At 44.5% G+C, this 26,619-nt stretch carries 27 protein-coding genes; 10 read left to right on the top strand and 17 right to left on the bottom strand.

From position 1 onward, the window contains the following. The first annotated feature begins 124 nt into the window (after positions 1–124). The 3 genes from NSQ38_RS12940 to NSQ38_RS12930 all read left to right on the top strand — a co-directional run bounded on the left by NSQ38_RS12940 (position 125) and on the right by NSQ38_RS12930 (position 3,608). The gene (locus NSQ38_RS12940; protein WP_339789707.1) at positions 125–1,246 is read left to right on the top strand and encodes a hypothetical protein; all 1,122 of its coding nucleotides are present in this window, start codon (positions 125–127) and stop codon (positions 1,244–1,246) included. 234 nt (positions 1,247–1,480) lie between these two features. After that, positions 1,481–2,092: a TetR/AcrR family transcriptional regulator gene (locus NSQ38_RS12935; protein ID WP_339789704.1), complete on the top strand. Its 612-nt coding sequence runs from the start codon at positions 1,481–1,483 to the stop codon at positions 2,090–2,092. A gap of 193 nt (positions 2,093–2,285) precedes the next feature. Continuing rightward, a complete protein-coding gene (locus tag NSQ38_RS12930) occupies positions 2,286–3,608 on the top strand; it encodes an amidohydrolase family protein (RefSeq protein ID WP_339789701.1) in 1,323 nt (440 codons plus the stop codon). Positions 3,609–3,634: 26 nt separating this feature from the next. Here NSQ38_RS12930 and NSQ38_RS12925 read toward each other — a convergent pair whose 3' ends face one another. Together NSQ38_RS12925 and NSQ38_RS12920 are read right to left on the bottom strand one after the other, a co-directional pair. Then, a complete protein-coding gene (locus NSQ38_RS12925; RefSeq protein WP_339789699.1) occupies positions 3,635–3,892 on the bottom strand; it encodes a type II toxin-antitoxin system HicB family antitoxin in 258 nt (85 codons plus the stop codon). A gap of 22 nt (positions 3,893–3,914) precedes the next feature. Further along, complete coding sequence (locus NSQ38_RS12920) at positions 3,915–4,508, bottom strand: YdeI family protein (RefSeq protein ID WP_339789696.1); 594 nt, start codon at positions 4,506–4,508, stop codon at positions 3,915–3,917. Between the two features lie 261 nt (positions 4,509–4,769). Between NSQ38_RS12920 and NSQ38_RS12915 the strand changes: the two genes are divergently transcribed. Together NSQ38_RS12915 and yidD are read left to right on the top strand one after the other, a co-directional pair. Beyond that, entirely contained in the window at positions 4,770–4,991 is a 222-nt protein-coding gene (locus NSQ38_RS12915) for a hypothetical protein (RefSeq protein ID WP_036617217.1), read from the top strand. Between the two features lie 16 nt (positions 4,992–5,007). Beyond that, positions 5,008–5,514: a membrane protein insertion efficiency factor YidD gene (yidD, locus tag NSQ38_RS12910; protein ID WP_339789693.1), complete on the top strand. Its 507-nt coding sequence runs from the start codon at positions 5,008–5,010 to the stop codon at positions 5,512–5,514. Positions 5,515–5,556: 42 nt separating this feature from the next. Here yidD and NSQ38_RS12905 read toward each other — a convergent pair whose 3' ends face one another. From NSQ38_RS12905 to NSQ38_RS12890, 4 genes are all read right to left on the bottom strand, one after another. Beyond that, a complete protein-coding gene (locus NSQ38_RS12905) occupies positions 5,557–6,033 on the bottom strand; it encodes an EVE domain-containing protein (RefSeq protein WP_339789691.1) in 477 nt (158 codons plus the stop codon). A 26-nt stretch (positions 6,034–6,059) separates the two neighbouring features. Next, positions 6,060–6,596: a DinB family protein gene (locus NSQ38_RS12900; RefSeq protein WP_339789688.1), complete on the bottom strand. Its 537-nt coding sequence runs from the start codon at positions 6,594–6,596 to the stop codon at positions 6,060–6,062. Between the two features lie 67 nt (positions 6,597–6,663). Continuing rightward, positions 6,664–7,611 (bottom strand): YafY family protein, encoded by a 948-nt coding sequence (locus NSQ38_RS12895; protein ID WP_339789686.1) that lies wholly within the window; start codon positions 7,609–7,611, stop codon positions 6,664–6,666. Positions 7,612–7,827: 216 nt separating this feature from the next. Then, entirely contained in the window at positions 7,828–7,998 is a 171-nt protein-coding gene (locus NSQ38_RS12890) for an S-layer homology domain-containing protein (RefSeq protein ID WP_339789683.1), read from the bottom strand. Positions 7,999–8,308: 310 nt separating this feature from the next. On the opposite strand from NSQ38_RS12890, the gene NSQ38_RS12885 reads away from it, so the two are divergent. The 3 genes from NSQ38_RS12885 to NSQ38_RS12875 all read left to right on the top strand — a co-directional run bounded on the left by NSQ38_RS12885 (position 8,309) and on the right by NSQ38_RS12875 (position 9,336). Continuing rightward, positions 8,309–8,695 (top strand): hypothetical protein, encoded by a 387-nt coding sequence (locus NSQ38_RS12885; RefSeq protein WP_339790813.1) that lies wholly within the window; start codon positions 8,309–8,311, stop codon positions 8,693–8,695. After that, positions 8,596–8,814, top strand: a complete 219-nt coding sequence (locus NSQ38_RS12880; protein ID WP_339789680.1) for a helix-turn-helix domain-containing protein — start codon at positions 8,596–8,598, stop codon at positions 8,812–8,814. Before NSQ38_RS12885 ends, NSQ38_RS12880 begins: the two co-directional genes overlap by 100 nt. Positions 8,815–8,925: 111 nt before the next feature. Then, the gene (locus NSQ38_RS12875; RefSeq protein ID WP_339789677.1) at positions 8,926–9,336 is read left to right on the top strand and encodes a hypothetical protein; all 411 of its coding nucleotides are present in this window, start codon (positions 8,926–8,928) and stop codon (positions 9,334–9,336) included. Positions 9,337–9,380: 44 nt separating this feature from the next. On the opposite strand, the gene NSQ38_RS12870 is transcribed toward NSQ38_RS12875, so the two are convergent. After that, complete coding sequence (locus NSQ38_RS12870; protein ID WP_339789674.1) at positions 9,381–10,088, bottom strand: phosphodiester glycosidase family protein; 708 nt, start codon at positions 10,086–10,088, stop codon at positions 9,381–9,383. 215 nt (positions 10,089–10,303) lie between these two features. After that, positions 10,304–13,843: an S-layer homology domain-containing protein gene (locus NSQ38_RS12865; protein ID WP_339789671.1), complete on the bottom strand. Its 3,540-nt coding sequence runs from the start codon at positions 13,841–13,843 to the stop codon at positions 10,304–10,306. A gap of 607 nt (positions 13,844–14,450) precedes the next feature. Between NSQ38_RS12865 and NSQ38_RS12860 the strand changes: the two genes are divergently transcribed. After that, the gene (locus NSQ38_RS12860) at positions 14,451–15,410 is read left to right on the top strand and encodes a hypothetical protein (protein WP_339789669.1); all 960 of its coding nucleotides are present in this window, start codon (positions 14,451–14,453) and stop codon (positions 15,408–15,410) included. 486 nt (positions 15,411–15,896) lie between these two features. On the opposite strand, the gene NSQ38_RS12855 is transcribed toward NSQ38_RS12860, so the two are convergent. Next, on the bottom strand, positions 15,897–16,358 hold the full coding sequence (locus NSQ38_RS12855) for a MarR family transcriptional regulator (RefSeq protein ID WP_339789667.1): 462 nt from the start codon (positions 16,356–16,358) through the stop codon (positions 15,897–15,899). Positions 16,359–16,494: 136 nt separating this feature from the next. On the opposite strand from NSQ38_RS12855, the gene NSQ38_RS12850 reads away from it, so the two are divergent. After that, positions 16,495–17,373 (top strand): SDR family NAD(P)-dependent oxidoreductase, encoded by an 879-nt coding sequence (locus tag NSQ38_RS12850; protein ID WP_339789664.1) that lies wholly within the window; start codon positions 16,495–16,497, stop codon positions 17,371–17,373. Positions 17,374–17,440: 67 nt separating this feature from the next. On the opposite strand, the gene pstB is transcribed toward NSQ38_RS12850, so the two are convergent. The 8 genes from pstB to NSQ38_RS12810 form a co-directional block, all read right to left on the bottom strand. Beyond that, complete coding sequence (pstB, locus tag NSQ38_RS12845) at positions 17,441–18,196, bottom strand: phosphate ABC transporter ATP-binding protein PstB (protein WP_339789661.1); 756 nt, start codon at positions 18,194–18,196, stop codon at positions 17,441–17,443. Positions 18,197–18,292: 96 nt separating this feature from the next. After that, a complete protein-coding gene (pstA, locus tag NSQ38_RS12840; protein WP_339789659.1) occupies positions 18,293–19,204 on the bottom strand; it encodes a phosphate ABC transporter permease PstA in 912 nt (303 codons plus the stop codon). Beyond that, positions 19,201–20,169 carry a phosphate ABC transporter permease subunit PstC gene (gene pstC, locus NSQ38_RS12835; protein ID WP_339789657.1) on the bottom strand — a complete coding sequence of 323 codons (969 nt, stop codon included), beginning with the start codon at positions 20,167–20,169 and terminating at the stop codon, positions 19,201–19,203. The genes pstA and pstC overlap by 4 nt, the downstream gene beginning before the upstream one ends. A 105-nt stretch (positions 20,170–20,274) precedes the next feature. Continuing rightward, positions 20,275–21,138 (bottom strand): phosphate ABC transporter substrate-binding protein, encoded by an 864-nt coding sequence (locus tag NSQ38_RS12830; protein WP_278298649.1) that lies wholly within the window; start codon positions 21,136–21,138, stop codon positions 20,275–20,277. 72 nt (positions 21,139–21,210) lie between these two features. Then, entirely contained in the window at positions 21,211–22,605 is a 1,395-nt protein-coding gene (locus NSQ38_RS12825; RefSeq protein ID WP_339789654.1) for a stalk domain-containing protein, read from the bottom strand. A gap of 307 nt (positions 22,606–22,912) precedes the next feature. Further along, a complete protein-coding gene (locus NSQ38_RS12820) occupies positions 22,913–23,740 on the bottom strand; it encodes a sugar phosphate isomerase/epimerase (protein WP_339789652.1) in 828 nt (275 codons plus the stop codon). Positions 23,741–23,886: 146 nt separating this feature from the next. Next, positions 23,887–25,209: an LLM class flavin-dependent oxidoreductase gene (locus NSQ38_RS12815; protein WP_339789649.1), complete on the bottom strand. Its 1,323-nt coding sequence runs from the start codon at positions 25,207–25,209 to the stop codon at positions 23,887–23,889. 71 nt (positions 25,210–25,280) lie between these two features. Then, on the bottom strand, positions 25,281–26,513 hold the full coding sequence (locus tag NSQ38_RS12810) for an MFS transporter (RefSeq protein WP_339789647.1): 1,233 nt from the start codon (positions 26,511–26,513) through the stop codon (positions 25,281–25,283). Between the last annotated feature and the right edge of the window lie 106 nt (positions 26,514–26,619).

Raw genomic sequence — 26,619 nt, 5'->3', positions numbered from 1 at the left:
GGATTTTAAATGGAAACGTACTCTTGTTATTTTCATGTTTTTTGATAAAGTAACATTCAGGGAAGGAGGATATTAAAATTAGGGATCAATGTATCTCAGTAACACTAAATTAGGAGTGAACAACTTGAATATCAAAAAATTAGTAAGCTTCGTCAGCTTAAGTATTTTATTTATCCTTTTTTGTAATCCAGTACAAGCAGCAGCAAAGCCTTATGTCATTCCTGAAAATGCTTATATAGGGTTCGATTACTCTATTTTTGTAGATGGAAAGCTGATCGTATTGCATGAGAAAAGTTATACTATTGACAAGATTAAAGAGCCTGATCTGTATGTGCCACTTAAGTTATTAAGTAAACTGAAAGACGTCAAAATTAATTATAATGCTCCCATCACTGTTAGCTCGGATCATGGTACCTTTAAGATCGACTCAACAAACTCTGTTCTCTACAATAATAGTACATATTTAAGTCTAGAAAATTTCCAGAAATTAACTGGATATGAAGCAAAGAGGGATTATGAATCACTATCTCTTTTTCTCTGGAGTGGATCTGAAGGAGAAAAAGAATCAAAACGTTTAATGGAACAATTAGACAAAGTCACTTATGATTTAAAATCCTTTATGGGGAAAAAGGTCTATATTTACGAAGGTGAAAAAATCGGCTGGGTAAAGGAACTATCTAACTATTCATCTAGCAGTACTATCGTCAAAGCTGTTATTCAATTAAATAACGGTACCATATATGAAGAACTTATACTCAATGGTACTCCAGATTCTTTTATAGATTATTGGCATTATGAAACAATAGGTTATAACTATACTGGAAAGTATTATTGGGCAGACAAAAATTATTTACCATCTTCAAACCCTCTAGGACATTTAGAGAAAGTATACTTCACTTCAGTAAAATTAAAAGGAAAAAACCTGATTATTAAAGCTAAGCGTTCTAGTGGAGCCAATCAGACCTTTAAACTGTCTTTCTATGATGACTATACATCAATAATACAAAATGGATTCTATACCGTTAATCCTAAAACTACTTACCCCGGTTGGTCATCTAACATCTGGAATACGATAATACAACAGAAAATATCCATTGGAATGAACGCACAACAGGCTCGATTATCTTGGGGATCACCAGAAAGGATAAACTCTTATAACAGGAATAACTTAAGAATTGAACAATGGGTGTACGGAAGAACATACCTATACTTCTACAATGGCAAATTAGAATCTTGGACTGATTGATTAATTTAAAAATCTCTATGGTTATTTTCTAATATCATTGCTCCAATGAAGCCCCGCTATCAGTTGAATGATATATAATTATCTCTTGCCCGCTCAAACCTTGAAGCGGGCTTTCATTTACACTAATTAAAGAAGGATTAATTTATAATCTTTAAGCTCTTAATATTGACAAACTCCAAAAAAAAACCTAACCTAATAACGAATAATCCATTCACTATTAAGGAGTCGTTCCCCATGGTGCAAGCCAAGAAAGACGAAGTCAGGAAAGAGATTGAATACGCGGCGCTCAAGGTCTTTTTTGAAAAAGGCTATGTGGATGCCAAGATGAGCGATATCGCGGATGAGATCAATATTTCCGTCGGCAATATCTATACTTATTTTAAGAACAAGAAAGAACTATTCTACGCCGTCGTGCCACCGGATCTGGTGGATTATCTTAAAAATGTGCTGGTGGAGACCATTCACTTTGATAACCAGACCTTGTTCGAGGAAACAGATAGCGAGCGAAAGTCAGCGCTGTTGCAGGAACAGGTGGGCGTATTACGGAAATATCGGAATCAGATTGTGATTATCTTCGAAAAGAATAAAGGCACCATCTACACCAACGCCAAGAACGAGCTTGTTGAGTTGATGATCGAAACCAAGAAGGCTTATCTGAAGAACCAATATAAACGGTATGTGATTGGTGCCGAGGAGAACTTGATCTTGCTGAACATTCTCGCACACAATGTGATTGACATGAACCTGAATCTATTGAAGCGGGATATGAGTGAGGACAGCCGGAAACAAATATTCGAAGCGTTGTATGTATACAGACTGTACGGTATGAAGAGTCTCAACGAATAACGCTCCATCTCATCATTTATGCCGGATAGACAAAGCGTGCAGATCAGATCAACCTCACTTGGTTTGCACGCAAAAAAACTTCATCATAAATCAACCTATTTTTTTGACTTAATAATGAATTTATTATTCATTATTGAAAAAGCATCATCGTACTAACCACTCATCTCACCCACATTCCAAGGAGGAACACAACATGAACACCGCTTATGCATTAAAAAACATCAATCTGATCCACGGCGACTCAAGCCGCAATCTGCAAAAAAACATGACGATTCTCGTCAATGAACAAGGTCTTATTCAGGATATCGGCAGAGATCATGAGTTACATATCCCAAGTCACTACACAGCCATCGACCTCTCAGGGAAATACGTGATGCCTGGATTAATTAATGCCCACGTCCACCTCTTTGCAGATGGTAAACCGTTCAGTCTCTCTGCCAGTGAAGGTTTGTTGCAGTTTGCCTATGATCGGATATTGAACACGAAGTTTGGCAGAAACGTATTGAAAAAACGCATGAAACGCAACGCGCTGACCGCACTCCATGCGGGTGTGACAACGATGCGCAGCGTGGGGGAATTCTTTTACACGGACGTACAGTTGCGGGATGAGATTAATCATGGTGACTTTGTCGGTCCTAATCTGCTTGTCTCCGGGTTTTTCCTAAGTGTCACGGGCGGACATGGCGCTCCATTTCTGGCTCTGGTTGGTGACTCCCCATGGGAAGCCAGAAAAAATGTGCGCATCAATGTGAAACACGGCGTGGATCTGATCAAAATCTGTGTGACGGGTGGCGTGACGGATGCGAAAATGGTCGGCGAAGCTGGCCGTTTACAGATGACGGTGGAGGAAGTTGCGGCGATCTGTGATGAAGCCCACAAGATCGGTTTGCGGGTGGCAGCTCATGTGGAGAGCACGGAAGGCGTAAGGGTTGCGTTACGAGGTGGAATCGATACCATTGAGCACGGTTCGGAGATGGATGACGAAATCATTCGTTTGTACAAAAATAATCCCAATGCCCTCAATGGCTACACCGCACTCATCCCCACCCTGCAAGCCGCTTATCCATCCGCTTCACTGGATACCAGCGTAACAAAGGTAAGTGCAACGGTAAAAGAGAATTCCAGACTCGTCTACGATTCCATGCTCAAAGGTGTAAAACAAGCGATCGAAAACGGCATCACCATTGGTATCGGCACCGATGCCGCCATGCCTTACGTGACTCACTATGATATGTGGAGAGAGATGGACCATTACATGAGACAGGCCAACCTGAACAACAAACAGGTCATCGACATGGTGACTCGAACCAATGCGAAGATCCTCGGTGTTGACGATGTAACAGGAACGGTGGATATCGGGAAACAGGCCGATCTGATTATCATGGAGCAAAATCCGCTCGAACATATCGAAGCCTTGTCAGACATCTCTATGGTCATGGTCAAAGGAAATCTAATTCAAACACCATCTGTCACAAGAATCAAAGAAGTCGACGATGTTCTAAACTCAGTTTGGTGAATTAAGATATGTAAACATAGAGTTCATCAATAATACGTAATACTTGCTTCAATTAAATACGCTTTATCTTTAGGGTTCAATAATCCAGGCATTATGCTTTGAGGAGGTGGAATATCTTCAACAGGTTCTCCATCCAAAAATAATTCTAGTGCTTCTTTTGCCATCACTAATGCTTCATCAATTGATTCGCCACAGGTGATACATCCGGGCAGATCAGGAAATGTAACATTAATTCCATCCTCAGCAAAATTAAAAATTGCGTAGTATTGGTAAGTTCGAATCATATGGGACACTCTCCTGTTAAGATTAATCATTCAATCCTTTACCCTCCAAGATCGGCTGCATGTACTTCTCTATTCGTGACAATTTCGTTTTGGATTGCTTCGGTTGTGAGAAATAATAGAGATATGCCCGCTGACGTCCGGGTGTCAGTGCTTCAAATGCATCTCGGAAAGCAGGATTCTCATCGAACTGCTGCTGAAGTTCCTCAGGAACGCTATATTCGGCAGTTTTTTTCATTTCCACTTGCAGTCCAGCTTGTTCCACTTCAATCGCTTGCTGGATATAGGCTTTGATCATAGCCTCCTGCTCCACAATCTGCTCCAGGCTGGTGAAGCGAAGCTGGCGTTCTGCCTGTACATTCTCCGTTTGCTGGACCAAAATGCCGTGCGAGTCCTTCAGCAGAGCACCTTTGAAGAACAAAATAGCCACGTATTCTTTGAATCCATGGATTAAAACGATGTTTTTCCCATCCAGCATGTAACAAGGATGCATCCATTTCATATCCTCTGTCAGTTCAAAATCCCGAATAATCTCTCTCAGCTTTGTGGACTCTTCCTTCCACGTTTTGAGTTTCTTTAGATAGCCGTCAACTTTGCGATTCCCACTTGTATCGGTCATGGAGAAATTCCTCTCTTTATCTCATGTTCTTATAGGTTCAATTGTACTGGTTTTCAGTGGATTGTACAGCGTTGCTTACAGAGCTTTTATTGACTTTTCCAAATGAATTTAAACCTTAATAGCAACAAAGACCATCCTGTTAGATGGCCTATATTTTAATCCAATCTCATCTAATAAGTTTCAATCGACAGTTTACCATACCCATAGTAAAATAATGGAATGTCTATTGCCATAATTCCAACATACGAAAGGATGATTTAAATGAGAGAGTACACAGTTGTTCCAGGTCCGAAAAATGTTCAAGTAAACCGAGGTGATACTCAGGCTGCTGTTAATTTATTTGCGGATATCATCAATCACAAAGCACAATCTGGATGGACCTATCAATCCATGGAGTCGCTATCCGTCACTGAGAAACCCGGTTGTCTCCAGCAACCTGTTACAACGCATCATTATATGCTGATTTTCTACAGAGAGATTTAATAATAGTACAACAATCATGAGAAACTCAGAATCTGAGGAACTGATATATAATAACATGCCATCCGAAGAAGAACTTATTAGACTCTTACATACACATCATGAAGAAAACGACCCTCGAAGCAGTTTCTATATAAGAACTCATGTTATTCCAGAAATTGATTGGTTGAAGTCTTTGCTTAACGTTACACTTGCATTATTCATAGGGCTAATCATCTCTATGATCTGTTTCTATCTCTTGAATCCATTCATTCCAGTATATGCTTTGCTGAGTGCCCAGATTGTTTTCATAGCAAGTATGTTCTTCATCGTTCTACGACGTGTTAGAGCGATCCTGATATGGAGTATTAGAATTTATCAACGTTTTGCCCCTATTAAGGTGAGGAACAAATGTCGTTTTGAACCAAGCTGTTCTGTGTATATGATTCAAGCTATTGAGAAATACGGGGCGATTAAAGGTCTTTCCTTGGGCATCCAGCGTCTTCGCAAATGTAATATCAACGGTGGAGGATATGATTATCCATAAAGCAAAAAGGTCCATAGACAATCTATGGACCTTTTGGTTTGGTTAACATTTCTGGCTTAAGCTAATATTTAGTAGTGACTGTGTCTCATCTTCCAACATGGAGGAAGCTATCATCATAAAGTCTTCAGCCCCAATTTCAAAGTGACCTTTACGAAATGGAAACCCCCAATTGCGATTCCCGCGTGTAAAACTAAGTTGGTCTAACAACGTTGCGATCTTTACTTCTCGACATGGAAGATAACGGAGATCTCGGCGAAAGGGTATAAAGGATTCCGACATCTGATATTGGTATATCCTGTCGTCCGTAATTTGACCAATAGCGGTAAAAGCCTGAAGTGGCTGCCCTGTTGATATGTCTGTGCGTGGAGAATAGTATATCAGCCAATCACCCGCGGACATCTGTCGCAACAGTGCGGACTTGCCATGGCACAACTGCGCAAACCCTCCCTCTACGGCTACATTCACATGAGAAGCAGATACAACACCAATCCAATATCTGCTGTCCTGATTTGGTTTCATGGATACATCCCATTCCCTTCTCTCGTTTACATTTCCAGATTCGATTTCAATCGATCTAATTGTAAAAAATGATGTCTGTAATGCATCTCTATCAACAAAAACCACTCCTGAGCATTTAGAGCGCCAAGCCTTGGATGACGTATTTTGTTATTTACGGATGCTTGGTGTAGAACAGATGCCGTGCTTCTCATCCGTTCCACGACCATGTGAAGCCCATCGCTCAAGGACTCCATGCTCTCGGGTGGTTGCGGGGTGTACTGCGGGGAAGCAGGGACTTTAACAGGCACGGGAGGGAATTGTCCTAATTCAAATACTTGCCTACCCAGTTCTGTTTTTTCCTCCCCCGAGTTTAACGTCGAATCCTCAATGCTCAAACACTGCTCAATATTATGCAGATGCAAGAAAAGCGCTGATTGAATCAAATGTACATACATCTGTCCAATGGACCATTCCTCTTCACTCTGTTTTTTATGTAAGCTCCCCATATCCAATTTGTTCAGTTCTGCCAAATATCGTTCCACAGCCGTTTCAAATGATTTCAATACTTCCGTTGTACTTCTCATCCTTCAACCCACTCCTCTTGATCTGTGATATATCAAAGTATAAAAAAACACTACTGACAGGTGTATGTCAGTAGTGTTTTAAGATGTTTTTGGCTACTTCCTGCATTCGGAAGCGTAAAGACTCCGGTTCCAAGACCTCGATATCTCCACCCCAGCCAAGTAAATAATGCAATATTTCCTCCGGGTAGCGGACACGAAAATGAAAAATCACATCTTCCTCTTGCTCCTCAAATGCATCCATATAAAAATGAAGTGCCTCCATAATTTTGTCAGCAATTTCGGGTTTTGCCCTGATTAATATGTGTTCGTTACGGTCATCAGGAGGTCGATAACTGTTTAGATCAAAATCCGGTGGCAAAAGGAATTGATCCTCCAGCACGGAAAGTTCAGTCATGCGTGACAAACGAAAATGACGAATGTCTTGTCGCATATCACAACGTGCAATTAACACCCAATTCTCCTGAACCAGTGAGAGTCCATAGGGTGATACCTCACGCATGTTATACCGATTGCCATCCGTTCCTGGCATTTTTTTCAGGTACATAAAGCTAATTTTACGTTGTTCCAAGATGGCATTACGTATCTGGTTAAGGTATGTTTTCACCCGCGCTCGGGTTAAAGGTTCAACCGTATGAAGCAGTCGCATCGTTTCCCGAACACGCGTGGATTCGTTACGAACGGCTTCTGGTAAAATCGCTTCAATTTTCCGTTGAGCCGACTTAGCCTCCATCGCGTATTCTGTATCCAATCTCTGTTCGATAAAATCAGCTCCCATGAGCAGGGATACCGCTTCTTCTGCGGTGAAGCTTACCGGGGGCAGAAAATATCCTTCCATAAGGGAATACCCATGACCCGGGGCACCCATAATTGGAACACCAGCTTCACTTAATGCCTGAATATCTCGATATATCGTACGTACACTTGTCTCCAATTGAGCAGCTAAATCTTCTGCTCGTAGCATCTTTCTTCGCTGCAATTCAAGCGTAATCGCAAGCTGCCGCTCCGTTTTGTTCATTTTCTAGCCCCCACCGTTTCATCATCCAAACCTAACTCATTCTATCACAGTAACTTGCCCTTTCGTCTCGTGAATTACAGCAATGGACCTTCTTACATGCCACCCCCGAAGAGATGAGCAACTCTTAATCTCAAAAAAACTGATACCCCAAAAGGATATCAGTTTTTTATCTACATTATATCTGCTGTCAATACGGTTAATTCTCTTTGTTACTTCTTACACATACATGGCCAACAACAACTTATAGATCATCGTCGCAGCTTCCGCTCGGGTCGTTTCACTTCCTGCACGAACCGTATGGTCCGTATATCCGCTCACAATCTTAGCCTGCACGGCTGTATCCAGTGCTTCTTGTGCCCAAGATGGCGTCTGCGATGCATCGGCCATTCCTTTTTACCTAGTCTAGCAGACTACTGACAGCCGTGTGTGCCAATCTTAAACTGGTTTTGGACCATTGTAACATATAGATACATTTTTCTATCTGTAAAGAATAGTAGATTAACAAAAACTAGAATAGAAACTAACTAATTTATCGATTTTATATACAAAAACACTTTCACTCGGACTTAAAAGAAGGTAATATATTCATATATAGGAACTAATGTTCTTATTTTAAGCGGAATTGGTTTCAAATTCTTTAGATATAGTTCCTAGATATTATGTATCATTACACTACACATGAAAGGGGTAAAATCCAATGAAAGATGCACAAATTAAAGAAATAATTGATGTCGAACTCCAGCGGATGGCATGGAGACTCCAGTATCACGGTAGGAAAGCAGCGAAGCAACATCCCTTCACTTTTGATTTCACAAGACAAGAATCCTTCGAAGATGAAATTATTGACGAGTTAAACATCAAAGATATATTAAGTCTGATCGATAAGGAAAGTGGAAGGAAGGTAATATATTCACTTTACGTGGAGGACAAAAGTGCTAAGGAAGTCTCAGTTGAAATGAATATTAGTGTTCAGGGGGTGAATAAATGGAAAAGAAAAACACTAGAGAATCTACGAAAGAAGATCTCACCCGACTACTCTTCCAAGCTAGAGCTGGAGAAGAACAGGCAACACTTAAAATATTAGAACTTTATTACCCAGAAATGGAGAAATTAGCAGAAACCATTAGAATGCCAAAAGAAGATACCATACAAAGTTTACGGCTCGAACTAATGGAGTTTATTAAGCTTTTTCCTACACAATAAAATTAAAGAAAGCAATACTATGGATATTTTTAGCCATAGCTTCTTTTTTTGTAACTTTTTGAATGATTGGACGTCTACATACTATAAGTACATTGAGGAAGGATGAAAAATTTGAAAGCAAAAAAAAAATGGCCCTTCGTGGTATTAAGCAGCTTTGTCGTGATAATTCTGGTAATCGTCTATTTCGTTTTCTTTTCAGATTATATGAAAGGATGGTCTTCACCAGCAAAGGAACAGCAATATTACACTGGCACCATCGTTGAAATAAAAGAGCAAAACAGTAAAGTAGACGGAGACAAGGTACTTTACTCGATCGTACTGGATAATGGAGAATATCTGAATGTAACGAAAAATTCGAGGTTTTATGTTACTTCGAGTGATTTTTATCAAGCAGACGCAAAATTCAGTAAAATGCGAATCGAGGCTGATTTCGATGAAGTTAAAGTAGGTGATAAAATTGAAAGTTGGACGAGACAAATAAATAATCATTTATTTGAAATATATGAGTTAACTATCAAATAAACAAAGAACAAGCCTTGGATAAGGCTTGTTCTTTGTTTACCACATTAATTTTTATTTATCAATTTAACCATGTTCCATACATATCTTCCCGGGGTCGGATCTGTACCATCTGCTTTGATCAGTTCACCATTAGCATACACTTGCATCTGAACGGAACCATCACCATCCAAGAAAACAGCGTTATTACAACCAAGATTTTCTTTAAAAAAGTCTCTTAAATTGTACAGGGTTTTCCATATAGTTGATGTCACTAAGTATGCATACACACCATTGCTTTCATTTTTAAAACCTAGTCCAGCCCGTCTTGTTCCAGGAATACCAGCGTGTACGTTCCACATTTCATCTTCGTGTACGGTCTTAAACTGGTCTTCTGTCCCAGTTAGATGAAGGCTCCCCCCACCAATAATTGTTTTGAACTGTAAGTTACCAACTTGTTGCTTTAAATTTGGAATAGTTGTGCAGCGGGTAATTCCTGCTTTAGTAACACCATTATCTAGGTAAGTAAAAAACGTACCACGATTCCGTGTCCCCCCTGCATTGCTTCCAGGATCTTGGGTTGCACCATCATAACTGATTGAGAGACCACCTGTTGGAGGCGCAGTATATAGATTTGATGCAAAAAAACCCCCATTAATACCATAATTGTTTGTAGAACAAACCGGTTTCTTAATAACTTCTGAGACAATATTACTAACATGAGTCTTGATTACACGATATCCACTGCTTTCAAAATAAGTATAGTTAGTAGCCATTCTCTTATCCCTCATTCTTAATTTAGTAAAGACGGGGAGCAAGAGGAAACGACCGTCCCAAGCCTTTCTATCCTCTTCGTCTTTCACTAACTAAGGAGTTTTTATTCTGTAATTAGAAACCAGTATTCAACTTTTTTAGTTAATGGACTGTACTAAACGTTGAAATAAACAGAGACCATCCCTCTTAGGACGGTCCTTGCTTCTTTCTATTGAGATTACACGTACATGGCGAGCAACAAATTATAGATCATCGTCGCAGCTTCCGCTCGGGTCGTTACACTTCCTGCACGAACCGTATGGTCCGTATATCCGCTCACAATCTTGGCCTGCACGGCTGTATCCAGTGCTTCTTGTGCCCAAGATGGCGTCTGCGATGCATCGGTGAAACTTGGTTTAACGGATGTATTGCCAGACATTCCGGCTTGTGCATCTGAACTTACTTTCAGCGCATTCGCCATCATGACTGCCATCTCGGCACGCGTAATCGTCCGATGGGGCTTAAATGTATTATCACCGTAGCCGTTCACGATTCCGGCTTGCACGGCTGCGGCAATATCACCTTTCGCCCAGTCTGGCAGACTACCTTGATCTGCAAATGTCAGATCCGACTCCACGGACTTCAATGCCAGCGCCTTACTGAGCAACGTAACAAACTCTGCCCGTGTGATCTTCTTCGATGGTTGGAATGTTCCATCTGTGTAACCTTGAATCACGTTCATGCCCAACAAACGATCTGCGTAGTCAGAAGCCCAGTGTCCACTCAGGTCAGACAGATTCACCGGTGTGTAACTGGACACAACAAATGTACCCAGATGATTAACATTAGCCGTTATGCTTCCTGCTGCATTCGTCTTGCCACCGATAAATACCCAACTCTGACGAGCTTCATTATAATAGTAGATTGCAGGTTGGGTGCCATTCGGCAGAGCTGCCGAATCCACATTCAGGCTCAATGCCGCCTGATCATTCAACGTTCTTCCGCCACTGCGGCTGATCTGTACAGCTTGTCCAAGTACATTCAGGGAAGCTGTATTCTGCAACTTGTCCTTGGCAACCACAGACACTTGCAACGTATCCTTGGAACCAATGGCTCCCGATGGAACATTGAATTGCACGATGTCTTTCAAACCCGTTTGGACCGGCTGATTCGCATCCACCTCTACCTTCACTTCAGTGGATGAATCTGACCCCGTTTCCGGGTTGGTTGGTGTGGTTGGAACAGTAGGCGTTGTTGGCACACTTGGTGTACTTCCTCCAGAATTCCCACCGGAGTTGCCTCCATTACCTCCACCTGAACCCCCGCTACCATTGCCTGTGCGGGCTTGTACAGTGACGGTACGGATGACTTCCTGTGCCGCATTACCAGCGATATCCTTCACGTTATACCGAAGGGTGTAGATCCCTGCTGCTTGTGTGTTCACCGTGCCATCCACCTGCACGGAACCACGGATGCCGACATTATCAAAAGCCTGTGCTCCAGGCTCGTTGTACGTATCTCCCACATTCAGCGTCATCTGGCTGCTACCTTGCAGGGTGATGACGGGAATCTCACGGTCTATTTTAATGACCAGAGGTAAAGTATACGTTTGTTCCAGATCATCGGTTGCTCGGAATAAAAGGTTGTGCTCTCCCGGCTCCGTTACCTCCAAAGGTGTATTCTCTGTATATGGTTCGTACGTCTGCCCTCCATCACGGGACAACTCGATGATCGCGGAAGTAGCAGGTGCGTATACTGCGCTGGTTACACTAACCGTTACGGACTGGTTCGTCCATGTATCCGTGTGATACGGCTGGCCGTCAGCAGTTGTCATGTTGCTTTTTAACACCAGCGCCTGATTATTCTTGCCTTCCACAATGACAGTGAACGTTTTGGGTTGTGACTCCGTGCCACGTTGCACAGTTGCCGTCAGTTCAAGTCGCTCATTATTGTCCGGTTGCGTTAGCAGCTTGCCCTCGTTATTCATTAGTTCCGGCTTGGAGCTGGACCAACTAATGGTTGCACCATGCTTCCCTTCAACAGGAAGGGTAAGATCGGAATGGACCGCGTTCAGATCCCCCAGATCGATTGCTTCAAGCGTATCGGTTACCGCCTGTGCGTCACTGTACGGTGTGGCACTCACGAAGATTGGGTTGGAGTAGAACCACAGATCGCGATAGTTGCTATCGTTAATTTGATTAAAGCGTGTCGTTGCATCAGCTGTCGTATTTTTCGGATCAAGCTGTGGTTCACCATTTACAGTCTCACCTGTCACGTTCATGCCCAGATTCGTACCGCGCAGGCGGAAATACTTGTCCTGATCTGTGGCTTTGATTTTGTACGTGATGATATTATAGCCTTCGGCATCTGTCGTCCAATCGTTGGATGTGAAGGTAGCCAGTACTTTGGTAGAGTCGTTGGTGTCTTTGGTATATGCGTCTGTGCCCTTCTGTGCCTTGGCTGTCACATCCCCAGCGATGAGATCGACGTGATCCACCACGGGTACTTGTCCAGCAGACGTGCCGCTGTTGATTGGATTTTCATAGTTGTTGCTTGTCGTTGGACTCTTGAAGCGGATCTTCAGCTCTACTTCATCGCCTTGAGTCACATTAAGGTCTCCGCCCATCTCAACCTGAGCACCCGCTCCGGAAGCTGTAAAGTCCAGTGCGTTGATCAGGTCACCAAATACGGAAAATGATTTTCCCGAACGCAGTCCATCCAGAACAGCCTGCATGCCTGTACCCTCAACCCATGAATAGGTCTTGGCATATTCGCCCGGAAAATAACCACTGGAATTCGTGCCAATCGTCTTGAAGTGATAATCCGAATTGCCATAGTTCCAGAAGTGACGTCCTTCTCCAAGCAATGCATCCCATAGTCCGCCAACCTTGGCAACCATATAGTCTACACCGCCGTATGTACGGTATTTGTATCCATCATCAGCGGTCGGATTAGCTACATTGTAGCTTGTGTTGTACCCTCCACGATCCGGTTCCATCTGGTTACCCAGCATGCCCTCGATACCAAATACCACTTGTGGAGCCAGATCGTTGAACTCACGGAAGTCCGCGATGGTATATTTGTTTTTGCCGCGTGAAGGATGGTTGATCATCGCATAACTTGTCATTGGATAGTTCGTAGCGAGCCAATTGATGGCGGTTAAGGCATCCTGATGGGTCGTGTAGGCACGCCCTCCGTTCTGATCCCATTTGGCTACGTCAGCCGCATTAAACAGGTTCGCTGCACGATTCGTGAAACGGTATTCGAATTCCTTGGCAGCGTTCAGCGCTTCGGTTGAGTTCGGCTCATCTGTAAGAATCCCCACCCCAACGTGTTCATGTGTTGGCATGTCCCATTCGAAACCGGAGAAGATCGTTTTACCTGCATATTTGCCTGCATCCTGAAGTGCCTTGATCTGTGGTACCTGATATTCATTCATCCCTTGGGACATGGGTATTGGTCCACCCGAAATGTCGTTCCCGTTGTGATCTCGCTTGGATAACCGCAAATGATCCGTAAGCGCGATCCAATCCAGCCCATATTTGGTTAAACCCGCGTCGAGCACGTTCTCCAGTGAAACCTGTGCATCATCGGACTCAAACGTATGTACATGCAAATCTCCGGTTTGCCAAGAACCTGTTACCGAGCTGTTGACCGGCGTGTTATCTCCTGCATCTGCATACGTTATCGCAGCAGGGAAAGCTCCCATGACCATCCCTGTAGCCAAAGGTATAAGTGTAAGCATAGCGAGCATTTTCTTGCCTTTATTATTGAACAAAATCATCCCACCACCCGTTCTGAGTTGTTGTGTCGGGAGTAAATATAAGAGACTTTTGGGGCAGGGTCAACGGTCTGGAAGTATGTATTTAAAATTTTACATATACATGCATTCTTTCATATTCCGTTAAAGTTTTTTCTAACTTATCCTAACGAAGTTATATTCTATACTGCTCCATATTGAGGGAGTGAATCTAGGAAAAACGCAGCATATAGGAGGTGATACAAAATTCAGAGATTGTTCACGATTCAGGAAAGTTCCACCACTGCTGTGGATCATTAGGAGGAGACCTCGTGTAGGAGAAATGATGAAACCGAGAACATAGTAGGTTTTGTAAAAAGATCAGGGTTACGTATACGCTGAGTATAGAAAAAAGCACCCACGAATCATAGGCATGATATGCCCAGAAGCCGCAGGTACTTTGAGTTGAGCGGGATTTTGTTTCAGCCTTTACATCTTTACTTTTGTAAACTGGGGACGAGTTGTTTGTGAAATCCGACCTATCTCCACTTTATATTTAAACTGGAAAAATACGATACATAAACCGATAATGTTGAAGATGGCTAATAACGCAAAGATCATTATTTATTGAAGGAGTTGCACAATTTTGAAAAGATTCTATCAAAGTTTTGGATTAACAATCATCGTTATCATTGTACTATTATCAAGCTCTTCTACAACTGAAGCAGCATCGAAGAAAGTAAACTTAAAATTGTCAGATGGAGCGACGTACTATGGTGAAGTTTTAAACGGGAAACCTCATGGTAAAGGAACCGCAAGATGGGGAGAAACCGAAGTTTACTCTGGAGATTGGGTGAGTGGTAAGCGGCAAGGAAAAGGCAAATATACATATACATTAGTTGAAGGTGGAGGTGTCCCCTTTGAGGATTACAATGAATCTAATATGGGCCATGGAACAGGTGAATTCACTACAAAAACCTACACCGGATCATGGATTAATGATACATATCATGGTAAAGGAAAAGAAATTACGCAATGGTTAGAAGTACAGTATCTTACTTCTGATGGTAAGGTTTACCCTGTACATGACCGTTACAACAACACCATTAACGATGGAACATTCAATCAGGGCAAGATGTCTCAGGGATATTACGCAATCCACTCTTCAGATACTGTCTCACTAGGATATACTGATCATACAACTACGATTGCTCTCCAAAATGATTATTTCAACGAAAAGTTAACCGGGGATAAGGACTTTTTTGACACGATTATCAATTATAAAAAGAAACATGGTTCTTCTGAAAAATATATTGGGATTAAACCATCCCAATTCTCCAAAGGTACATTAACTAATGGCAAATTCACGGGGGTTACACATCTAATCGATTATAGTAATTCAGTTAGTTATTCTAAACAAGTCATAATGAACGATAATGTATTAAAGGAGAATTACATAACTTCTGCCGTATTTCATAAAGATCGTAAGAAGACCATTAATGAATTCCTGCAAGCTATTAAGCCCTATTCAGTCAAAATCAATACCATCTCTGACGAGATTATGTCATTAAAAGACATTAACTATGAGGGAATGATCCCTAGGTAGTGGAGGTCACAAAATGAGCAAAAAGCGATGGATTGTGAGCATAGTCATTTTGATTATCATACTTTTCGTGAGCGAGTTCGTGATGTTGTACTCAGGGAAGGTTGGAATTCTCAACACAACGCAGAGAGTTATTTCAGGTGCACCTCATGTTATCATTCAAGGGCAGACACTGTCTTACCAAGGTAAGATTCATTGGGAGGATATGCAAAATAGTATCGAAGTATATTCCGTGAGCGATGAAGGGACGGTCTTGTATAAAGCACTAGGCACGCCTGTACCACCACCTTGGATATATGTGAGAAAAGGAAACCATCAGGGTTTCCGATATAAAATCCCGCAGCTTCCCTGGAAACTATAAAATTATTTGGTTACATCGCGAGCGGACATCACTAGATGTCCGCTTTTACTATGATTCTGTAGTCTCTCTCATTCAATGGTGACATAACCTATATTCCTTGTATTGAAAACATTCCACCATCGAATCTCTCACTTTTCTTCCAAACCGTTAAACTGCCGTAGCATGGTGGTGAAACGCTCCAGTTCCTTATCATCCCATCTGGATATACGGTCATAAAAAGCTGATTCCTTCTCCTTGAGTGTACCAACCGTCGATTGTTGACCAAGTTCCGTTAGAGACAGTAATACCCCGCGCCGATCTTCGGGGTCTGGCTCTTTGCTTACATATCCTGACTTTTCGAGTTGTTTGATTAATCGGCTGACCGAGCTGCGGTCCATTGCATTCGCTTCTGCCAAAGCCGCGGCGCTTGTTGGGCCATAGGAGTAGAGCCATCGTACCAGTTGAAAAGCGGCAGGTTGCAGGTTCGCATCAAAACGCTCGGCAGACCGAACGTTAAGCGCATGCGATGCACTGATCAGTGCATGAATCTGCTCACCCAGCGCTAGCTCCAGGGCTGTTCTATCTTTGGTTTTGACTGGATTTTTACTCATTATTGTTAACTCCCTCTCCCAGATACATGAAAGTAGACTTCTCGAAATATAGTTGACAAATATCAATTAATATTTATAGTTGATTTATGTCCATTATATAATTCCGAATCTATTCGTGTCAAAAGGAGATCTTCTCATGAAAACTAAACATCCCATTATTGTCATTACCGGAGCAACAAGCGGTTTAGGGCAGCTTGCAGCCATGGAACTCGCCAAACGCGGGGCACATCTTATACTCACAGCCCGAAGCAAGGAACGTGCCGAGGCTACCAGGTACAAAATCAAGGAAATCATGCCGTCTGCCAAAATTGAATTTTTCTATGGAGACTTGTCCTTACTGAGTGATGTAAAACGTGTTGGGCTTGAGATTGCAGCCGCTTATCCGCGTATAGACGTACTTTTGAATAATGCCGGACTTCATGCATTTGAACAGAGAGTCACGTCCGAAGGATATGCCGAGATGATTGCCGTGAACTATTTGGCACCTTGGCTGTTAACGCACACATTGCAATCTTCCCTGATTCAGTCCGGCCATGCCCGAGTCGTGAATGTTGCATCTGAAGCTTCGCGGAATCATGGCACACTGGTGCTGCCAGATGACTTAACGGATATCACTCCATTTACTGCACTCGGTTCCTCTCCAATCTATGGCAAAACCAAACTGCTCAATATTATGTTTACTGGTGAACTCGCCAGACAATGGCGAGGAACTGGGATTCGCGTAAATGCCTTGAATCCTGGCTTTAATGTTACGGGTCTTGGACGAGAGCTATGGTTTGCAAGTGTGCTTGAACGCATTTTAACCTTTTTGCACATCGGCGACCCACGACGGGGTGCGGATATCATAACTCGGTTGGCTGTGGAACAGAAGTATGGCGAGGTTTCGGGAGGATATTTCAATGTGGGAAATGGAGCATCTATAACTCCTATACATCCTGGCGAAGATGCGGCGATGCAAAACAGACTGTGGGTGGTTACGACACAATTGATGGAACAACGGGGGCTGCTAAAGTAATTAAAAACAGCAAAAAGCCTTTCAGATCAGATCTGAAAGACTTCCACATTCCTCAACTAATAAACAATCAACCAAATCTACCACTAATATAATCCTGCGTACGCATATCAACTGGCTCAGCGAACATGCTCTGGGTAGGGGAATACTCCACAACTTCGCCGTTCAGGAAGAACACCGTCTGCTGGGATACACGAGCGGCTTGCTGCATGTTATGTGTCACCATCACGATGGTATAACGCTCCTTCAATTCATGCGTCAGTTCCTCAATCTTGAAGGTGGATACGGGATCAAGCGAAGCGGTCGCCTCATCCATCAGCAGAATATCTGGCTCCACTGCCAGCGCACGTGCGATGCAGAGGCGTTGCTGCTGACCTCCGGACAGACTTAGCGCGGAGCGCTTCAGGTTGTCTTTTACCTCATCCCACAGGACTGCGGAACGCAGGCTCTGCTCCACAATTTCATCCAACTTCTTCTTGCCATGGATACCGTGCTGTTTGGGACCGAAAGCCACATTGTCGTAGATGGATTTTGGAAAAGGGTTCGGTTGTTGGAAGACCATACCGATCTTCTTGCGAAGGGTCTCCACATGAACTTCACCATTGTAGATGTCGGTCCCCCCTACGGCCACTTTGCCTTCAATCCGTGTGCCGGGTATCCGGTCATTCATGCGATTGAGCGTACGCAGCAGGGTTGATTTGCCACAACCCGACGGTCCGATAAACGCAGTGATTGCCCGCTCAGGAATTTCAATGGACACATCCTTCAGCGCTTGAAATTGACCGTAATACAAATTCAATTTGTTGATCTCAATAATAGGTTGCACAAGGCGCCCTCCCGGGTTGAAATGGAATGATATGCAGATTCAACTTACACAGTTATCGTTGTTCCAGGTGATACCGATTAGCGGTATCCTCTTTCATCAGGCTTGATTTTTGCGTGCATTCAGCCACAAGGGTACACGGAACAGAACATTAATGAGCAACGCCACAAAGATCAGCACCGCTGTGGTTTTCTGCGCAATTTCCTCGGCATCCGGCACAATGGCTTCCGATTGAATGTACCAGAGATGAACGGCAAGGGTTCCTCCCGGCGATAACAAATTAAAGTCCCACATCTCCCCGGAGGTAGACACTCCAGCGGTTAGAATAATGACGGCACTCTCACCAAATGCCCGACCTGCCGTCAGGCAAATACCCGTCATGATCCCGTTGATAGCCACCGGCAACAACACTTGACGAATCGTCTGAAGATGCGTTGAGCCCAGCGCAAACGATCCATTCCGAAGTTCTACCGGAACCGCCCTGACGGATTCCTCCGTTACTCTGGTAAGCACAGGCAGGTTCAGGAAAGCAAGGCTGACGGCTGCGCCCAGAATGGTAAGACCAATTTCGAAAAACTCCACAAACAGGGCAATACCGAACAAGCCAAAAATGATCGATGGCACAGAGGACAATCCCTCCACGCAAATACGAACGGTCTCGATCAGCTTATTATTTGGTGCAAACTCTGCCAGATATATGCCTGCCGCCATACCAATCGGGATGGAGATGAGCAGGGACAGAATTAACACATAGAACGAGTTGAACAGTGCCGGGCCGATCCCTCCGCCTTCTTCAATCTCACTCGGAACACCGTATAGGAAATCCCAGCTGAGCAGTGGCAATCCTTTGTTCAGCAGCAGAAATAACAGTCCAACAATAAACAAAATGACGACAATACCAACGCCCCATACCATGCCTGTAAAAAGCCGATCTATCACCATCGATGAACTTCTCCGTTTGCCAAAAGAATAAGACGGGACGACAGCGTTCGCCTGCTTCTTCACACTCATACGTTTCGGTCCCCTCTCTTCTGAAGCAATCTTACGATAACGATCATCAGGATCGAAATGGCGAGCAGGATAAAGCCCATCATGTACAGACCATGATTCCAGGTGGAGTCGAATTCGACGCTAGAGATTTGCATGACGATATTACTAGTCAGCACGGCTGTTGGCGTGAACAGACTGTTGGCGAGCTGCGCTGTATTACCAATGACCATCACCACCGCCATCGTCTCACCGATCGCACGAGTCATTCCAAGAATGACCGCGTACATGATCCCGCCTTTTGCAGCAGGTAAGACGACACGAGTCACAGTCTGGAATCGGTTCGTGCCGAGTGCATAGGCAGCATCACGGTATTTGTTCGGCACAGCAGATATGGCATCATCACTGATCCGGCTAATCGTGGGAAGTACCATAATAGTCAGTACGATGGACGCAGCGAGTAATCCGTCAGCCAGATCACGTCCGCTAATATCCCTTAGCCAGGGGATGAGGATCGTCAGTCCCAAGAAACCGTACACCACAGAAGGAATACCTACCAGCAGATCCAACACAGGTCGTAGAATATGGCGAAGCCATTTGGGTGTCATTTCGGCCAGAAATACGGCAATGATGACAGAGAGTGGAATAGCGAACAACATGGTGAGACCCGTAAGAGCCAGCGTTCCGAGGATAAAGGTCAGTGCACCATAGTGTTCATTTTCCGGGTCCCAGTTGGTGGAGAAAAAGAATTCACGCAGCGACACATCTGCAAAAGTAAGAACGCCCGTACGAAGCATGAGAATTAAGATACATAAGAGAACCAAACATACAAAGATCGTACTGCCGATGCAAACCATACGAAACAGGTTATTGGACCACCTTAAACGCGCTTTACGGTTAAACCGCGTGCCCGAATCAGCGGCCTTACCAAGGCTCGTGCCAAGTTCACTCGGGGCGGGGCTGTTCGGGGATGGATTCAAATCGATCATGAAGTGCTCTTCCTTTCACATAGAGAAGCCAGCTTGCGACCGTGCGCAGAAGCTGGCTATCCCTTTTCTTATGAAATGTGAGAATGTCGAACGTGTGAAGCGCCGTTATTTTACAGCCGCAAGCGGAATGAATTTCAGCTTTTTCAGGGAACCGTTCTGGAACTTGCTGCTTTGGATGTAATCAATGAACGCTTTGGTTGCACCGGTAGGTTGACCTTTGGTCATGTAATATCCGATACCCCATACTTTGTAGGTCTTGTTCAGAACGTTTTTCTCTGTTGGTGCCACGCCATTGATGGATACAGCCTTCATTTTGCTAGTTACATAAGGAAGGTCAATATAACCGATCGCATTCGGTGTCGTTTCGATGGTTGTTTTCATATCACCGCTAGAGCCAACTTCTTTGTAGTTGTCACCTTTGCTCATGAAATCCTTGCCGTCAAGCGCTTTTTGCTGGAAGTTGACCCGTGTACCGGAACCGAACTTACGGTTAACAACAACGATGTTGGCATTCGCACCGCCGACGTCTTTCCAGTTGGTCACTTTGCCGGAGAATATGTCCTGCAATTGTTTTGTGGTCAGACTGCTTACGCCCACATTTGTGTTAACGACAGCCGTGAATACTGTCACTGCTACTGGATTAGCAACCATTCCATCGAATTTCTTGAAACCAGGTACATCCTTGGATGCGTCCCAGTCCACAGCACCGATATCAGCAATCCCTTTACGTACGGATTGAGGACCTGTGATTGAACCTGCGGCGGAAGCCGAGATTTTGACTTTTGGATTATCTTTCTTGAATTCACTTGCAGCCTGAAGAGTCAGTGGAAGCAATGCCGAGGAACCGTTGATGACGATTTTACCTTTCTCTGTGCTCTTGGCAGCGGATGCCGTCGTTGCTCCTCCAAGTCCACCAATTAGCGATACAGCCATAAGCATTGCCGTGAAGGGTTTGATCCATTTTTTCATTTTCATAAACTCCTCTCGAATTATAAAATAGTTAATTGCAATTATGTGCTTATCACTCTTGGATCAAAAAAATCACTTCGTTACGGCTCTCCAGCTCCCACCCGCTTGTACCAGAACTCGGCCGTTCTCAATGACAGCCAATTGTGATCCGGCAACGGTAATGGAGGAAACATCGGAAGATACGGTATACAGTTTGGTTTGTTTTCCTGTTACCGTGTCGATGGAAATAATGACGCTGTTGCTGTCATCTTGCGCAGCCAGTACGTACAAGACGCTACCCGACAGAATCGCTTGCTCTACATCGTGAACGCCATACACCGTTGTTGCCTCCTGGGATGAATCCACAGATTGCAGCGAAGCATTGCTGTCCTCGGACGGTACACTTACGTAGTAGGCTTTCTGCCCGTCAACGGACCATACAAACACTTTGTCATCGGTTGAAGTCGTTAATTGCGCCGCTTCAGGTTTTGACAATCCGTTGTTATACGAAAATATTTGCTGTTGATTGGCTGAAAAGTCGATAGACACGTTGTCTTCATCTACATTGGTTGCATCGGAGGTTACCTTGCCCAGTGTTGTCACTGTGTAGATGAATCTTTTGCCGTCCGCAGACACATTCAGGTTTTCTTTGTAATCCACTTTGTCTTCAACCAGTTTCTTAATAGCGCCATCAGCCAGATTCAGACTTGCAATCACCGACCCCTTATCTCCTTGCAGGAAATACATTGCGCTTCCATCCGCAGACCATACCAACTCCGGTTTGATACTTGTGTCACTCGTGATTAATTTCGAAGCCTTTGTCTTCAGATCGATAACGTAGACGGCTCCATCCGCATTCGTATACGCCGCTTGATCTCCACTCGGGGAAACAACCAGATCCGATCCGCCATCTGTCGTTAACAACAGATCGTATTTACCACTCGTGGTATTCACGAGATAATCGGTTCGGCCATTGTCATCGCTCTTGGAAACGATCAGCTTGTCCGCTCCGGCAAAACGGGGATTCTCTGCGCCTTCGAGCAATGCTACCGTGCTAACTTCAAGCAGTCCACTTCTCTTGACGATTGTACCGCCAACGCTGGATACCAATGGACGAAGCGCAACGTAGCTTGTACCTCCAAGGATCGTAACCGGTTGATTCAAATTCACTTTGTTACCATCCACCAGAAGTTGTTTCGCATTATTCTGGAGTGTCACCGTGTGACCATTTAGCTTGATTACGGTCGTTCCACGTTGCACTTCCGCTTGTGCGCCAATAGCCTTGACCACATCGCGGAGCGACACAAGTGTCTCGCCATTCTTCACGATGGAACGAACGATAACGCTGTTTCCGTTTATTGTAAGCGTGGAATTTTGCACCTGAGCTGTACTAGCCGCAGGTTTCACTGCAGGAGCAGCTGATACTGCACTAACCACAGAAGTTGTTAACACTGTGGCTACCATGGACACTACTAACACCTTTTTCATTGACATTGGCTTTGGTCACCCTTCTTTTCTCCATATAATTTGCCTTGTATGCCGTGCCCTGTTGTCTGGTATGTTGCATGTATCATCAATATGAGAGCTTGTCCGCCTCATCCCCCCAAACTTCCACGTTCATAGTAAAAATGACCTATCACGTTTGTAATTATAGGAGCGAATTGTAAACGGAAAATCTTGGAATTGTTAACGAATTGTCAATGTTTTCATATCAGCACATTCATATTGTTAAAACAACAAAATGACCCATACAGAATGTATGGGCCCTTGCTCTCATTATATATTTTCTCACACATTATACTGTGACAAACACCTGATCGAAACCAGCCTTTGACTTGGCGAATAGTTCGTTCGTACTAAGATTCGATGCCGGTGCCAGTACTTCCTGAGCCACCACACCGTTGTAGCCAATGGCCTTCAGATTTTTCAAAAAACCATTCAGATCAATTACACCTTCCCCAGGATACAAGCGTTCGCCATCCTTCAATTCCTCGATCGGCAGATCATAGGCATCGTTGATATGCACATGAACAATCTGCTCTTTCTTCAGCTTCAACAGATCTTCCATCGGTAGACCATTCGTATGCCAGTGATAGGAATCTACGAGCAGGCCAACATTTGGCGCATGGATCGTCTCGATCCAGTCCAGCGTATCTTCAACACGCCAGATAAACGGGTTCTTCCATTGCGTCCGCAAGTGATGGCAGCCAACAAACTCCAGCCCTAACTTAATCCCGTAAGCATCCAAGATATCTGCGCAGAGTCTCAAACGTTTCGTAGCCGCTGCCATAAATTGCGCTGCCGGTTGATCCGTTGAGGGTAAAATATACGTGCAGCAGCTGTAACAGTCCAGCGAAGCAGAAGCTTCTGCCATAGCGACCAACGATTGCAATCCCTCACGGAATTGCTCATCTGTCGTCCGCCACTCCACCGTCAGCCCCGATGAACCGATAATCACCTGATTGCTTTCCAGCAGATGTTGCGCCTGTTCCTTGCCATACGTTTCAATCAATGAGAGCGGATTCAAATCTACAGATCCGAATCCGTGCTTGGCCGCATCTGTGATATATTGTTCATCAGACTCGATGTTGCCCAGTCCCGCATTCGTTAACCCTCTAATCATCCCAATCTCCTCCTGTGACTCGTCTGGAATTGCAGCTTGTATATCATTTTCTTTATCATTTTATAATAGCAGTACTCTCCGAAAAAGAAACCATCAAAAAAGAGCCGCAACAACGTTACATTAACGTCATTACCGCTCTAGCTTCTCTATCTCACACGCTCTAATGTATATCGATTACGCGGGATCTTAAGACCCAGATTCTCCCGTAGCGTCTCATGTTCATACTCCGTGCGGAACAGCCCTCGTTCTTGCAGAACTGGGACAACTAGCTCCACGAAATCTTCCAATCCATTGGGCACTACGGTACGAACATTGAATCCGTCTGCCGCTTCGCCTTCAAACCATTTCTGAATCTGATCTGCGATCTGATCTGGTGTACCAATGAACGATGTACGCGGAGTGGATGCCAGCAACGCGACTTGGCGCAGGGTCAGCCCCTGTTCCCGTGCCTGCTGCTTAATCTTATCTGTTGTACTGCGGAAGCTGTTGCTGCCGATCTCCCCAATCTCGGGAAAAGGTTCGTCCAGCGGGAATTGGGAGAAGTCGTAATGATCGAAGTATCGCCCCAGATAGTTCAGCGCCTGATCAATACTCACTAGTTCGGCAATTTCCTGATACTTATGCTCCGCCTCTTCCTCCGTTCTGCCCACAATCGGGCCGATGCCAGGGAAGATCAGGATATCTTCTGCCTTGCGTCCATAAGCCACCGCTCTTGCCTTCACATCCCGGTAGAACTCCCTTGCTTCCTCCAGCGTCTCATGTCCTGTGTAGACGGCATCTGCGGATCGGGCGGCCAGATCTTTACCAGATTCAGATGAGCCCGCCTGAAAAATCACCGGATGCCCCTGCTTCGAACGCCCTACATTAAGCGGACCCTGTACTGAGAAGTGCGCTCCTTTGTGATTCAGCGTATGCAGCTTGGCAGGATCGAAAAATACGCCCTGTTCCTTGTCTCCGACAAAGGCATCGTCCTCCCAGGAATCCCAAAGTCCTTTGACCACATTCAGATGTTCTTCCGCAATCTCGTAGCGGAGCGCATGGTTCGGATGTTCGCCTTTGCCAAAGTTCAGTGCCGAACCTTCCAGAGGTGAAGTAACCACATTCCATCCGGCTCTCCCACCGCTTAATTGATCCAAAGAGGCAAATTGCCTCGCAACCGTGAAGGGTTCACTATAGGAAGTAGATAATGTAGCAACCAATCCAATGTGGGAAGTTGCCCCAGCGAGTGCGGACAGAAGCGTCAGAGGTTCGAAGCGATTGAGAAAATGAGGATTGGACTTCTCGTTGATGAAGAGGCCATCTGCAATAAAGAGCAGATCAAACTTCCCTTTTTCCGCGATACGCACCTGCTTCTTGTAGAACTCCAGACTAACACTCGCGTTGATGGGAATATCCGGGTGACGCCAAAAGGATATGCTGTTACCTACTCCATTCAGATTAGCTCCCAATTTCAATTGTCGTTGCGACATATATATTCCTCCCTAGATTGTAGTGATGACCATTCAGTTCGAGTATCCTTTTATCTCTGAGAGTCGTTTCGTCATTTCTTTATGCTGTTTCCGCCAGCTTCTGCTGCTGCCATGCCTAATCCCCGTTTATCCGCCTGTTTCACAGCACTAACCCTGACTGCCCAAGCCGCTCCCAGCAATACAATCCCTGTGAATAGAAAAATAAACGGAATGCCGATCCATCCACCGAGAAAACCGCCGATCAACGGCCCAAGCACGATACCGAACTGACTCGCCGTCTGACTCAGACTAACAGCCCTCCCACGAAAATCGTGATCAGCATACTTGATGATTAGCGCATTAAGCGCCGGATAAACCGCGGCAAAGAACAGACCATAAACAAATCGCAGGCTGCCAAAATAAATCAGATTCGTTGCTGTCATTTGCAGCAGGCTTCCAATTCCACCACCAATCAGACCGATAAACAGGGTTTTCTCGTACCCGATCCTTCCACCAATCTTCCCCCAACGCGGCCCCATAATGACGGTTGCCACACCAATCGCCGAGAAGACAATCCCTGCACTAAGTGTTGCACTGCCAACATCTCCGCCAATCTGGACCACATAGAGCGTCAGCACCGGTTCTATGATGAGAACGGAGGTCGAGACTAGCAGAATCAAACCGTAGATTCGCATCAAACCCGGCGTGGAAGCTGCTCTTTTCAAATCCCCTATGATCTTCGTTGGAACGATCGTTCGAGCTTGTCGTGACTCCTTAACACCGAGGACCATCAGAGCCGCAAATAATGTAATCACAGCCGATGCAATGAAACATCCCCGCAGTCCGATCCAGTGACTCAACACACCACCGGCAAGAGGACCAAGAATCCCGCCCGCAGCACTGGCCGTGGAGATCACACCAAGTGCGTAACCCACATGTTTCTCCGGAGTATTGGTGCCGATCAGTGTAATTGAGGCGGGATGAAAACCAGCCATGAGTCCCTGAAAGATCCTCACTGCGATAAACGTATATGGATCGTAAACAAAGAAATTAGCCAGATGTGCAATGCCTAGCCCAACTCCTGAACGGACGAGCATCAGTTTACTGCCATATTTATCAGCCAGTGATCCCCAGAAGGGTGCGCATAATCCACTGATCAGAAAGCTGATCGAAATGGAGATACCCGACCAAGCTTCCAGGCCGCTCTGGATACCGAGATCATTTTGCAGGAAGATAGGAAAGAACGGAACGGATAATGAATACGCCATATGATTAAAAAACAGGCCGAACCACAGAATATACAGATTTCGCTTCCATTGTGGCATCTTGGCATTCTCCATACTATATAATTCCTATATAAAAAGTAGGTTATTATCCATATTAGGGTAACGTCATCGGAAAGTATAATAGAAAAGTTCAATAGACCCATTC

The sequence above is a fragment of the Paenibacillus sp. FSL R7-0313 genome (assembly GCF_037969885.1).
Classification (GTDB): Bacteria; Bacillota; Bacilli; order Paenibacillales; family Paenibacillaceae; genus Paenibacillus.
This window is presented reverse-complemented; position numbering and strand designations above follow the sequence as displayed.